This is a genomic window from Tardiphaga sp. (genome assembly GCF_041424195.1).
GTDB lineage: Bacteria > Pseudomonadota > Alphaproteobacteria > Rhizobiales > Xanthobacteraceae > Tardiphaga.
On sequence record NZ_JBGMOE010000063.1, the window covers coordinates 1 to 13,637 of the forward strand.

General features: G+C 58.1%; 9 protein-coding genes. 8 read left to right on the plus strand and 1 reads right to left on the minus strand.

All coding sequences use genetic code 11. The features are described 5' to 3' along the window. Positions 1–18 precede the first annotated feature (18 nt). Positions 19–615: a GntR family transcriptional regulator gene (locus ACEK02_RS10265; RefSeq protein ID WP_371421613.1), complete on the minus strand. Its 597-nt coding sequence runs from the start codon at positions 613–615 to the stop codon at positions 19–21. 507 nt (positions 616–1,122) lie between these two features. On the opposite strand from ACEK02_RS10265, the gene ACEK02_RS10270 reads away from it, so the two are divergent. The 8 genes from ACEK02_RS10270 to ACEK02_RS10305 all read left to right on the plus strand — a co-directional run. Beyond that, entirely contained in the window at positions 1,123–3,480 is a 2,358-nt protein-coding gene (locus tag ACEK02_RS10270; protein ID WP_293922292.1) for a TonB-dependent receptor, read from the plus strand. A gap of 153 nt (positions 3,481–3,633) precedes the next feature. Then, positions 3,634–4,875: an alpha-hydroxy acid oxidase gene (locus ACEK02_RS10275; RefSeq protein WP_293922295.1), complete on the plus strand. Its 1,242-nt coding sequence runs from the start codon at positions 3,634–3,636 to the stop codon at positions 4,873–4,875. Further along, the gene (locus ACEK02_RS10280; RefSeq protein ID WP_293922297.1) at positions 4,865–6,931 is read left to right on the plus strand and encodes a hydantoinase/oxoprolinase family protein; all 2,067 of its coding nucleotides are present in this window, start codon (positions 4,865–4,867) and stop codon (positions 6,929–6,931) included. The genes ACEK02_RS10275 and ACEK02_RS10280 overlap by 11 nt, the downstream gene beginning before the upstream one ends. 22 nt (positions 6,932–6,953) lie before the next feature. Beyond that, positions 6,954–8,765 carry a hydantoinase B/oxoprolinase family protein gene (locus ACEK02_RS10285; protein ID WP_371421614.1) on the plus strand — a complete coding sequence of 604 codons (1,812 nt, stop codon included), beginning with the start codon at positions 6,954–6,956 and terminating at the stop codon, positions 8,763–8,765. After that, on the plus strand, positions 8,758–10,137 hold the full coding sequence (locus tag ACEK02_RS10290; protein WP_293922302.1) for an aspartate aminotransferase family protein: 1,380 nt from the start codon (positions 8,758–8,760) through the stop codon (positions 10,135–10,137). Before ACEK02_RS10285 ends, ACEK02_RS10290 begins: the two co-directional genes overlap by 8 nt. A gap of 1 nt (position 10,138) precedes the next feature. Continuing rightward, positions 10,139–11,245 (plus strand): Ldh family oxidoreductase, encoded by a 1,107-nt coding sequence (locus ACEK02_RS10295; RefSeq protein ID WP_371421615.1) that lies wholly within the window; start codon positions 10,139–10,141, stop codon positions 11,243–11,245. Beyond that, positions 11,238–12,680: an aldehyde dehydrogenase family protein gene (locus ACEK02_RS10300; RefSeq protein ID WP_293922305.1), complete on the plus strand. Its 1,443-nt coding sequence runs from the start codon at positions 11,238–11,240 to the stop codon at positions 12,678–12,680. Before ACEK02_RS10295 ends, ACEK02_RS10300 begins: the two co-directional genes overlap by 8 nt. Positions 12,681–12,842: 162 nt before the next feature. Continuing rightward, positions 12,843–13,637 (plus strand): thiamine pyrophosphate-dependent enzyme (locus ACEK02_RS10305; RefSeq protein WP_371421616.1); only part of this gene is annotated, 795 nt, incomplete at its 3' end.

Consider the following 13,637-nt stretch of genomic DNA (forward strand, 5'->3'; position numbering starts at 1 on the left):
TCGGCGCAGAGCGACAGCCTACCTCTGACTGCCGCCAATCTTTGCAACAGAGCCATCACGTGCAGCTGCCATCAGATTTTCACAACGCCGCTCGGCGAGCGTGATAAGCATCTGAACTTCAGTTTGAATGTTTGCGAAAGCATGGAGTGTTTGGCGATTGTTCGACAGCTTGCAGATTTCGATGTGTAAGGCGAGGTCGTTCTCGACGACGCCAACTTCATCGTTTTTGCCAGCCGCTGCGATCATGGCATTCACAAAATCCGCTATGCGTTGAAGATCGGCATCCGTCATATGCGGTAAAGCCTGCTCTACCGCGAAGCTCTCCACGACGATACGAAAAGAGAACATCTCATCGATGTCGCGGCGCTCAAATGTCCGCACAAAAGTGCCTTTGCGCGGGACAGCGACTAAGAGCCCACGCTTCTCAAGGCGCCTGACGGCCTCTCTGATCGGGTTACGGCTAATGCCTAAGTTTCGGGCCAGTTCGGCTTCATTGATGCGTTGGCCTGGTTGCAGCCTACCGAATATCAGCCCCTTCGTCAGATGGGTCGTCACTTGATCCGACAACATCCGATAATCGATTATATGCTTTGCACCATGAAGGTCGTTGGCCACTGATGGCAGTCTGTCCTCCAACGAAGACTCAAACATCCGGCTTCCTCTCTAGCTATCGCGCGCCACGATAAATGCGCCCAACGGCACATCATCGTTTCGAAACGCCGCCCTTGCTCTACCGACCTGCCTAATGACAGAGCAACCGTCGAAAGGCGAGGCATCTGTCTCCTGTGGACACATGCCTAAATTGTACAGCTTCTTGGGTCAAGGTCGGGTGTCGGCCGATTCGTCCAGGGTGTGTCAAACGGGCAAAGAGCGTGCAGACGCGCGAATAAGAAGCGATAAATCAATAGTATAGTCGAGATGTGAGCCGCACTTGACAAAAAATCATGATCTGTCCAATCTGTCTTCTGTCCACAGAGTGCTTCTTGCGGTGTAAGGCGGATTTTCCTCCCCATCTCGCCAAGCGTCGTGGCCGGGTGGGTTTGAAGAGCTGATGACGCTATGAGGGAGGGAAGAGTGTCGATGAGAATTGTGAAGTTGGTGTCAGTCCTAACGACGGTGTCTATGCCAGCACTCGCGGCGGCTCAAACCGCGCCTCCCGCGACCACCGACAATGCCGGCGTTGAGGATATCGTGGTCACCGCGCAGCGCCGGTCGCAAAGCATGCAGAATGTCGGAATTTCAATCACAAGCGTGACCGGGTCCCAGCTGCGCGAATTTCACCTGACGGACAGCGTCGATATCGCCAAGATCGCGCCCAACGTCTCGGTTTCGACCAGTAACGGTGGCCAATCGACGCAATTCACGATGCGCGGGATCACGCAAAGCGACTATAACGATCACGTCGAATCGGCCATCGCTGCCTATGTCGACGACACTTATATCCCGATGCAGCAGGGCCAGACATTTGGTCTTTTCGACCTTGACCGCATCGAAATGCTTAAGGGTCCGCAGGGAACCTTGTTTGGACGCAACGCGACCGGCGGCGTCGTCAACTATATCACAAAAAAACCGACCGACGAATTGGATGGCTTTGTCGATCTGACGTATGGCTCGTACAACAATGTCCGGCTGGAAGGAGCCGTTGGCGGCACATTGGTCAGTGGTGTTCGCGGGAGACTTTCAGGCTTTTTCGAGCGGTATGATGGCTACCTCAAGAACGGCTATCCCGACCAGACCTATGTTCCGAGTTCACTGGCAGCGGGGCTGGGAACGAACTCGCTGAAAGGCGCTGGCGCCGACCTTGGCGGCGTGCGCGGTAATTGGGCGGTTCGCGGTCAGCTTGACATCGACCTCGGGCCCAAGACCACGCTGTGGCTGTCCGCTGCCTATAACCGATCGCTCGCATCGACCACACCGTATCAAAACAAGGCAACTGTCGCAGTCTACAATAGCGCCGGGCAGATCATCAACACGATCGATGCGACGAAAACGGTCACCTGTCAGGCCATTCAAAACGGAAGCTGCATCAACGCCGGATATTCGCCCTATCCCGGCACGACCCGCCCCGTGGCGGGAGGTGATTTCTACGGATACGTCGACCCCGACGGGAATGGACCGCTTACCAGCAGCGACTATGCATTCAGCAGCCCGAATTCGTATTACACCTACGGGTTTAGTGCCAAGCTGACGTCCGACCTAGGATTTGCAACGCTGACGGCCATCAGCGACTTCAAGCATTTCTACAAGCATATCGATCTCGATTTGGAGGGCGGTCCTGAAAATCAGTATTTTTATCGCAACCTGTCACGCGAAGATGGCTTCTCCCAAGAATTGCGATTGAATGGAAAGTCCGGCCCGCTGACCTGGGTGGCGGGTGCTTATTACCTCTACGTTCTCAACCATACGGTATCCGGCCTCGGAGCACTTCCCAATAGCGCGACATCAACCGATGGCTTCGATCAGCCGCGCTTCGTGAAACTGCGGACCAACTCCTATTCAGGTTTTGGCCAAGTCGAATATGCCATCGAAAAAAACCTGTCGGTGATTGGCGGCGTACGCGTGTCCCGCGAACTCAAGGATTACGACTTCCGAGTCGACTTCGTCACACCGACGGCAGGTGGGGACCCGTTCAACTGGAACTATGCGCCGACAATTTCGGGACCCGGCTTGTCGCAGGGCCTTTATACTGGTCGGTTGGCAAATACCTTATGGTCGTGGAAGGGACAGCTGAACTGGCGTCCTGGCGGCTCAGTCTTGTTATATGCTGGCGTCACGCAAGGCGTGAAAGCCGGCAGTTTCAATGCGGGTGGCCCGCCGCTCGATGTGAGCAAAATACCCTATAAGCCGGAGCGACTTGTTTCGTACGAGGCGGGCATCAAGTCGACATTTCTTGACCGACGTCTGCGGTTCAACGCCGCGGCATTCTATTACGACTATCATGACTATCAGGCGGCGCAGTGGCTCGGTGCCTCGACGTTGATCGTCAACGTGCCCGCGACCATTTACGGCGGCGAGGCCGAGATTGCCGCCAAACCGACGCCAAACCTCGAACTCTCGTTCAACGCAGGTTACCAAACCAGCAAAGTAAAGAATGTGCCGATGCAGGACGGCACGCTCAAGACGCGCGAGACGACGTTCGCCCCAAAATGGACGCTGTCGGCCTCGGCCCGCTATACGTTGCCGACGACGGTTGCTGGCGGCAAGACGGCCTTCCAGATTGACGGCAACTACCAATCTTCTGTCTGGCAAAACCTCAACAATTTCGATGCCAATAAGATGCCGGGCTGGGCGATCATGAATCTGCGTCTGGACTGGACGTCGCCCGATACGCGTTGGCAGGCATCGATTTTCGCACGCAACGTCTTCAATAAATACTATCAGATCGGCGGGTTCGACCTGTCCGTCATCTGCGGGTGCAATGAAGTTGCAGTAGGAAAGCCTCGGTGGATTGGCGCACAATTACGCTATTCGATCAAATAGCGATTGGGTGAGGCGTTCATGAAGCTGTGTTTCTTCAATTTCCATCGGTCTGCGGCAGTACGTCATGACGCTGTGTATCGTTACTCGCACCAGGGCTAGTTCATGCTTCAAATTCCTCCTGAGATACGGCTGCGAGGCAGCGAAGCGCGACCGATGGATACGATCTCCGGCAAACTCCGTCCGTTTCTGGCGCTCGCTGACTTCGAAAAAACCGCTCGGCGTAAGCTGCCCAGACAGATTTATGGATATTATGCTGGCGGCAGCGAAACAGAGAAAGGGATGAAGAGCAACTTTGACAGCTTTGACGATTATGGCCTCGTTCCCCGAGCCCTCGTCGACGTTACGTCGCGCTCGAGCAAAACCACGCTGTTCGGACGAGACTATGCAATGCCCGTCGGTATCGCGCCCATGGGATTGTCAGGTCTAGCCGCTTTTGAAGGGGATTTGCTGCTCGCCCGCGCAGCTGCGGTGGAAGGCGTGCTGATGGTTCCCAGCGCAACGTCGATCATGCCGCTCGAACGGATCTGTGGCGAGGGTCGCGCCCACTGGTTTCAATGTTACCTTCCAGGCGAGGCAGAGCGGATTGCAGCGATGCTGGATCGGGTCGAGCGAGCGGGCTGCGATACTGTCGTGCTGACCGTCGACGTGGCGGTACCCGCCAATCGCGAAAATAATGTTCGCACAGGGTTCAGCATGCCGCTGCGACCCAGCGCCAACCTGCTATTTCAAGGATTGTCGCATCCGCGATGGTCGATCGGGACCTTTTTAAGGACGCTTGCCGCTGGGATGCCGCACTTCGAGAATATGGATGCCTTTCGAGGCCCGCCGATATTGTCGAAAAACGTCGTGCGGCGGATTGGCCGCCGCGACGCGTTATCCTGGGATCATGTCAAAATGATGCGCCGGTACTGGCGCGGCAATCTTGTCATCAAGGGCCTGCTGCATCCCGACGACGTTGCCGTGGCCGCCAAACTGGGCATCGACGCGGCGTGGATCTCCAATCATGGCGGGCGGCAGCTTGATACCGCGGTGGCGCCCATGCGCATGCTTCCTCGGATACGAGATTGCGCCGGTGCCATGAAGATTTTCATCGATGGCGGAATCCGCCGGGGAACGGATGCGCTTAAGGCGCTCGCTCTGGGTGCAGATTTCGCGTTCATCGGACGGCCGTTCCTGTTCGCCCTCGCTGCGGCGGGGGAGGGGGGCGCCCGTCATGCCATTCAGCTCATCAAGAGTGAGATCGACAGAGACATGGCACTAATGGGCGTTACCTCGCTCGCCGGTCTTAACGAAGACTGCCTTTCGCGAACATGTCCAGTTGACAGGAGGCTTTCACCTTTTGCTCGATGGTCAATAAAGTCTCAAGATACTTGGAGCGCCGCAGATGAAGTATAAGATTTCCGTCGACACTGGAGGAACATTTACGGACGTCGTCGTCCAGAACGAACTGGGCCAGGTTTTTATTGGAAAATCTTTGACAACCCCCGATCGCATCTTCGAGGGCATGTTAGGGGCGCTCAGCGCCGCTGCGGACGAAATGCGCATCCCGGTGGGTGAATTGCTCACGGAATCCGGTCTGCTCATTTATGGAACGACGCGATCGACCAACGCCATTATCCAAGGCAAGACGGCGAAAACAGCGTTCATTACGACTGCGGGATTTCCCGACATTCTCGTGACTCGCGAAGGCGGGAAGTTTGGGACGCATGACTTTTCTTTCGATTTTCCGAAGCCTTACATTCCGCGGCGCTACACCTATGAAATTGACGAACGCGTGTCGTCCGAAGGGGAGATCGTCACCCCACTGAACGAAGCGCAAGCGCGCAGCGTCGCGCGGCAACTGGTCAGCGAGGGTTTCGAGGCTGCGGCGATCTGCCTGCTTTGGTCAATTGCCAATCCCGCCAACGAGAAGCGGATGGGCGAGATCCTGGCCGAGGAGGCGCCAGGAATTGCTTTCTCCTTGTCGCATGTACTCGTTCCGATCATCCGCGAATATCGTCGTGCCTCGACGACTGCCATCGACGCCTCGATCAAGCCATTGATGCAGGGTCATTTGCGCGAGATGCAAGCAGATCTGCGGGCTGCGGGCTTCCGAGGCAACATCTTCGTTAGCACGTCGGCCGGTGGTTGCACCCATGTCGATGAAATTGTCGAGAAGCCCGTGCATACTGTCAAATCCGGACCCGCCATGGCGCCAGTTGCCGGACGCGCCTTTTCCGATATGGAGGCGCTCGGCGGTGATGTGATCGTCTGCGACACCGGCGGTACGACGTTCGACGTGGGCCTCGTGCGTGAAGGCAAGCTGAAATATAGCCGTGAGACGTGGTTGGGCGGCCAGTGGATGGGTCATCTGACCGCAATGCCTTCGGTCGATGTCCGATCGGTCGGCGCGGGTGGCGGTTCGATCGCGTGGCTCGACGACGGCGGATTGTTGCGCGTGGGGCCGATCTCGGCCGGTTCCGTGCCAGGTCCCGTCTGCTACGGCCGAGGCGGCGACAAGCCGACGGTCACAGATGCTGCCGTTGTCCTGGGATATATCGACCCAGCCTATTTTCTGGGCGGACGCATGAAGCTCGATATTGCCGCCGCCCGCGCCGCGATTGGTGAGCTTTCGGCGCGGCTCGAAATGAGCGTGGAGCAGGCTGCGGAGGCGATCATGAAGATTGCTAACGAGCATATGATTAACGCGATTCAAGACATTACGGTCGCGGAAGGTTTTAACCCCGCCGAGGCAGTCTTGGTCGCAGGTGGCGGTGCGGGCGGGCTTAACATCGTTCCAATCGCCCGCGAGCTTGGCGTCAAAACGGTACTGGTTCCCCGCACAGCAGGCGCACTGTCGGCGTCCGGCATGCAATTCTCGGATATCGTTTTCGAAGAATCGGCAAACCGGGTCACGACCTCGGATCGGTTCGATCGCGACCGCGTGAATGAAGCACTGCAAGATATCGACGCTCGGCTGACTCAGGCCGCGAGCGGGCTCGCTCTCGCCAGTGAGGCACCAAGCAGTCGAGAATACACCGTCGAAGCCCGTTATTTCACTCAAGTTTGGGAACTTGATGCGCCGCTGGCGACAAGCATGTTCACTTCACAGGGCGATGTCGACGATTTGGTCGAGTCCTTTCATCGCGCGCACGAGCGTGTGTTTGCGGTCCGCGATGAGACCGGCAAGGTTGAATGCCTCAATTGGCGGGGCCGATTGACCATTGGGCTTGGTACAAAATCTATCGCGCCAGATGGCGAAAGGCCGCAGGCCAGCGCTATCGCCGCGACCCGTCCCTCGTTTTTCGACAACGATTCCGTGGATGTGCCCATCTACAAGGGCACCAGCCTCGCTGTGAACAGCAAGATCCAAGGTCCGGCGATTATCGAAGAGCCGACGACGACCATCGTGATTTACCCCGGGTCGACCGCCTGGCTGACGCCATCTCACAATTATCTGATTTCGCTCTGACTTTTATCGCGAAGGCATAGTCATGAACAGCAATACCAGCAAATCCGAGCCCGACACGATCGATCCGATGCTCCTGTCGGTCATGTCGAACCGAGTCGATGGCATCGTGCGCGAAATGACCAGCACGCTCCTGCGCGCCTCGCGTTCTGCCGTGATCGCGAGCGCACGCGATATGTCCTGCGCCATCGTTACTGGTGACAATGAACTGCTGGCGTCCGCGGAAAGTCTACCCGTCCATATTTTCGGGTCGCACTTGCAGACGATTTCGATGCAGCAGCTGCATCCCGATTTGGCCGAAGGCGATGCGTTTCTCCACAACGACCCATATATGGGGAATACGCATCCGGCCGATCACACAATTCTCATCCCGGTCTTCTTCGACGGCGAGCACATGTTCACTGTGTGCTCCAAGGCGCATCAAGCGGATACCGGCAACGCGACGCCGACAACATACGCTCCCTATGCCAAGGACGTTTACGAAGAAGGTGGGCTCATCTTCCCGTGCGTACGCGTGCAGCGCAATTTTACGATGGTCGAAGACATTGTGCGGATGTGCCGTCGCCGCATTCGTGTCCCGGACCAATGGTATGGCGACTTCCTTGCTGCAATCGGCTCATGCCGAGTCGGCGAGCGCCGGCTGATCGAATTCTGCAAAAAATACGGCAAGGACAAGGTCAAGACGTTCATCAAGCAGTGGCTCGATTATTCCGAGCGTCGCGCCACGCAAGCCATCAAACAGCTCCCACGGGCGACAATCAAGCACACTGGCGCGCATGATCCGATCCCCGGTCTTCCCCAGGGTATTCCGATCAATTGCACGATCGATATCGACCCCGATGAAGGGCAAATCGTTATCGATCTGCGGGACAACATCGATTGCGTACCGAACGGCTTCAATGTCTGTGAGGCCTGTTCGATCAACAATTCGATCGCCGGCGTCATGAACTGTCTTGACCCCGACATTCCGCGCTCGGGCGGCATCTTCCGCCGCGTGAAGGTGCTGTTACGCGATGGCGGCGTGATTGGACGCACAACCTTTCCGTTTTCGGCATCAATCGCGACGACCAATGTCGGCGACCGCTTGGTCAATCTGACGCAGTCAGCCATGGCGCAACTTGGTGACGGTTATGGCCTCGCCGAAGGCGGTGTCGGGATGGGCGCGGGTTGGGCTGTCGTCTCCGGCAAGGACTTCAGGCACAACGGCGAACCCTATATCAATCAGATTTTCGTTGGCGGAAATGGCGGCCCGGCCAGTCCGACGTCTGATGGATGGTTGACCTACGGCATCCCCGTGGCAGCGGGTTTGATCTATCGCGATTCAATCGAACTGCTGGAGGTCAAGCATCCGCTTCACATGAAGTCGATGCGCATTCAGCCGGGGACCAGTGCACCCGGCAAGTTCCGTGGCGCGCCGGGGGCCGAACTCATTTACGGGCCCAAGAAAGACACCATGACCGTAGCGATACCCTGCGATGGTCAGGAATTTCCGCCCAAGGGTGTGAATGGCGGCCATGACAGTCCCGGCGCGCGCACCTTCAAAGTCAATCTTGATGGATCCGAAGAGCGGCTTCCCGGCGTAACGCAAATCGATCTCGTGCCGGGAGAATGGCTGCGCGGTATCGACAATTCGGGTGGGGGATATGGTCATCCCTTTGACCGTGATCCCGATCGGGTGCTATACGACGTTGCCGAGAAATGGGAGACGATCGAGCGCGCACGCGACATCTACGGCGTTGATGTGCGCGAGGACAAGTCTTCACAGCTAGGATTTGCCATCGATTACCCCGCCACCACCGCACGGCGGGCGGCGTTGATGGGCCACGCCCATGATTGACGCGCCCAACTCGGCCAGTGCCCGAGACATCTCGTATCACCTTCACCCCTCGACCAATGCCAGGCGCCATGAGGCGATCGGTCCGACCATCATCGACCGAGGTGATGGCATCTACGTCTACGACGATCAGGGACAGGAATATATCGAAGGGCTGGCGGGCTTGTGGAGCGTTGCCGTCGGTTTCAGCGAAGATCGATTGCGCGAGGCGGCTTACCGCCAGATGCATAAACTGCCTTACTACCACCTATTCGGGCACAAGTCGCACGAACCTGCGATTGAGCTCGCCGAGCGGCTGGTACGAATGGCCCCCGGTAACATGTCAAAGGCGTTCTTCACCAACTCGGGTGGGGAAGCCAATGACACAGCGCTCAAATTGGTTCGCTACTACAACAATGCGCGCGGTCGCCCCGAGAAGAAGAAGATAATCTCGCGCAACCGAGCCTATCACGGTGTCACGATCGGGGCCGGCAGCCTGACCGGGATTCCGATCTTCCATCGAGATTTCGATCTTCCCATCCCCGGCGTTCTCCATGTCGGATCGCCGCATTTTTATCGGGAGGCGCAAGCCGGCGAGACCGAAGCACAGTTCGTTGACCGGCTGGCATGCGACCTCGAAGACACGATCCTGCGTGAAGGACCCGAGACGATCGCGGCATTCATCGGTGAACCCGTCATGGGCGCCGGTGGCGTCATTTTGCCGCCCGACGGCTATTGGCAACGTGTGCAGGAGATTTGCCGTCGGCACGACATACTTTTGTGGATCGACGAAGTCATTTGCGGTTTCGGGCGTACCGGGAAGACCTTTGGCTGCGATACCTATGACATCATTCCCGATATCGTCGTGCTCTCAAAGCAAATCACATCAAGCTACATGCCGCTGGGCGCTACGCTGATTTCCGATGAAATCTATCAGGGAGTCGCCGACAATTCGGCCAAGATAGGCGCGCTCGGCCACGGCATTACCGGCGGAGGCCATCCGGTTGCCGTCGCGGTGGCCGTCGAAAATCTGAATATCCTTGAATCGGACAAGCTGATGGAGCGCGTGCCCGCTCTTTCCGAGCATTTTCTCCGTCGTCTTCACGGATTCTCGGATCATCCTTTTGTGGGCGAAACGCGAGGCGTCGGGCTGATCGGCGCAATTGAATTATCACCCAATCCCGCGTCTCGCGCACCATTCGATCCGCCAGGCAAATGCGGCGCGTATCTCATGGATGCCATGCAAGCCAATGGCCTTATCACGCGAGCGATTGGCGATGCTGCAGTGTTTTGTCCACCCTTGATCATCACGTCTGCTCAGATCGACGATCTGTTCGATCGCTTCGCACACGCACTCGACCAGACCGTCGACTGGTATCGCCGGCAGGAAAACTGACATGGAAGCGATGGAAAGCGTGCGGGTCGAAAAGGTCGCGCTGGAAGCGTTCTGCACGTCGATCCTTGCCGCCCATGGCGCATCGGAGGCAGCTTCCGTTGCTTGTGCAAGGGCAACCACAGATGCTTCGCTGCGCGGGGTAGACACGCACGGTGTGCGCCTCATTCCCTCCTATGTCGCTTGGGTGAAGGGCGGACGCCTCGACACGGACGCCGATACGCATTTTCGCAAGGTTGCGCCGTCAATGGGTATTCTCGACGGCGGGGGCGGCTTCGGTCATATCGCCAGTTACCGTGCCGTGGATGAAGCTGTCAGCCTCGCTAGGGAAACGGGCATCGGTGCCGTCGCGGTTCATGGCAGTGCCCATCATGGTGCCACTGGAACCTATGCGCTTTATGGGGCAAGCCAGGGCTGCGTTACTTTTGGCTTCACGCATTCGGCGCCAGGCGTCGTTGCGCATGGCGGGCGCCATGCATTCCATGGCACGAACCCCATTGCGTTCGCGATGCCGCTAGCCGGCGAAGAGCCAATGCTCCTCGATATGGCTACGAGCTCGATACCGCTTAATCGCATCTATCTACGACGCGATACCGGGACCGCCCTCCCAGAAGATGTTGCTGTCGATCGCGACGGCGCGATGACAACCGATGCGCATGCTGCTCAATCGCTGCTGCCCCTGGGCGGCGTGCATTATGGCTATAAAGGCGCTGGCCTGGCGATGATGGTGGAGTTGTTGTGTACGGTGTTTACCGGCAGCGCCGCTGCGGTGACGCTGCCGGCGTTCGCCGATGTGAGTAGAGGACGGCCAAGCCCGATCGGTCACTTTTTTCTGGCGATCGATGGCGCGCGCTTTCGCGGCTCGGCCGCGTTTTCGGATGCTGGCGCAGCGGCCGTGGCTCGGCTTCGCGCGTGCGTTGCGCTGGTCGGCCTGGATGTCATGGCACCCGGCGATCCCGAAAAACGCGAGAAGGCCGTTCGCCTGGTGCAAGGAGTCCCCGTCGATCGCGCGACTTGGGACCGGTTGTCGATACTGGCGAGAGACAAGGGCATTGGCATGCCGACACTGTTCCAGCAACAGCCGCACGTCCCGGAGAATGCCGATGACTAGTCATGGCAATTTTATCGACGGCGCGTGGACACCAGCGACGCACGGCGTTCCGAACATCAACCCTTCTGATCTCGATGACGTCATCGGCGAGTTTGCCGCCGCGCAGCCGGCGGAGGTCGATGCCGCCATCGGTGCTGCCCGACGCGCATTCCCCGCATGGTCAGCGAGCGGACCATTAAAGCGTGAGGCGATTTTGCGGCGTACCGCTGCGGAGCTGCGCTCGCGACAAGAAGAGCTTGGCACCTTGCTGGCGCGTGAAGAAGGCAAGACAAGTGCTGAGGGTATTCTCGAAGCGGCCCGTGCCGCGAGCATATTCGATTTTTTTGCCGGCGAATGTCTGCGACTGGCCGGCGAGACCTTGCCGTCACAACGTTCCGGGGTCGAAATCGCGATCGAACGCGAACCTCTGGGTGTCGTGGCGATAATCACGCCTTGGAACTTTCCCCTAGCCATCCCTGCATGGAAGATCGCGCCGGCGCTTTGCTATGGCAACACCGTTATTTTCAAGCCGGCTGAGCTTGTTCCCGCCTGCGCAGTGGCATTGGTCGACATTCTTGCTCGCGCAGGACTACCCGACGGCGTTCTCAACCTGATCATGGGCTCGGGGCAGGTTGTCGGCCAATCCATTCTCGATGATCCGCGGTTGGACGCCGTCAGTTTTACCGGTTCGACAGAAATCGGTCGCAAGATAGCGGTGACCTGCGCGCAACAATTGCGCAGGGTGCAGCTCGAAATGGGCGGCAAAAATCCGCTCATTGTCCTCGACGACGCTGATCTCGACCACGCCGTTGAGCTGGCGCTGAATGGGGCTTTTTTTTCTACGGGTCAGCGCTGCACGGCGTCATCGCGCCTCATCGTGACCGATGGCATTCACGACCAGTTCGTCGATGCCCTCAAAAGCCGAATGGCAAAGCTGGTGGTCGGACATGCCCTGGCCCCTACTACGGAGATCGGACCCGTCGCCAGTGCGGCCCAGCTCGCGCGAAACGGCGACTATATCGATTTGGGTACCCGCGAAGGTGCACTCCTTGCCTTTGGCGGACGTCGGCTTGAATGTGAAACCAAGGGCTACTTCTTTGAACCGGCGTTATTCACGCACGTCAGCAACGATATGCGCATCGCGAGAGAAGAGATATTCGGTCCGATCGCGGCCGTCATCAGAGCAAAAGACTATGACGACGCGCTGATGCTGTCGAACGATACAGCCTTTGGCCTCGCCGCCGGCATTTGTACCCGAAGCCTAAAGCATGCGGCTCATTTTCGGCGCCATGCGAACGCCGGCATGGTCATGGTGAATTTGCCCACCGCCGCCACTGAATATCATGCCCCGTTCGGCGGCAAGCGTGCGTCGAGCTTGGGTCCGCGTGAGCAAGGCCGATACGCGGCCGAATTCTACACCAGCCTCAAGACGTCCTATTGTTTCGCTGACATTTGACCACTGCACCCCTCATGCGCTCCCCGATGACCGGTATCATGCGGTCAACCGGCGTGCTTACGATACCTCACAGTTCAACCAAGACCGGCCTCAAGGAGTCTTTATGTCTTACCGTGATCGCCGCGCTCCCGCCGGATGTGTCGATGTCGGATGCAGCAAAGCATGCCCTTGCGCACCCGCGCCTGCGATGGCGGCGGTTCATCGTCACCAGGCGGTGGGGCGCTGATGGACCGCGTTCAAATCGTCCACGACAATTTCCGCCGACGCGTCGCCGATGCCGATTTGCCAGTCGGAAGCAGGCCGGCGGGGCCGATGAGCAACGCCGAGGCTATTCAGGTTTTTCGTTCGGCATGCCTCTCGCGTTCACTCGACCGCGTCAGCCGAAAGATGCAGGCGGCCGGGCAAGGCTATTACACGATCGGTTCGTCTGGGCACGAAGGAATGGCTGCGGTTGCAGCGGCGACCCAGCCGAAGGACATGGCTTTCTTGCACTACCGGGACGCCGCGTTTCAGATTCAGCGTGCAAGCCAAGTACCCGGGCAATCCATCACGTGGGACATGCTACTGTCGTTCGCCTGCTCGTCGGAGGATCCGATTTCGGGCGGCCGCCACAAAGTCCTTGGCTCCAAGCTGCTCAACATTCCGCCCCAGACGTCGACCATCGCCAGCCATCTGCCCAAAGCAGTTGGCGCCGCTTATTCAATCGGCCTGGCACGTCGACAGCCACCAGAACACAAGATCCTGTCCGATGACGCGATCATCATCTGTTCGTTTGGCGATGCGTCTGCGAACCATTCAACGGCGCAAGGTGCCTTCAACGCGGCGCAATGGACGTCGTATCAGTCGATCCCATTGCCGTTGCTCTTCATCTGCGAAGACAATGGAATCGGCATTTCTACCAAGGGCTCTGTTGCAAAAATCGTGAAGCTTGAGCATGCTTGGCGGAGATTGGACGGA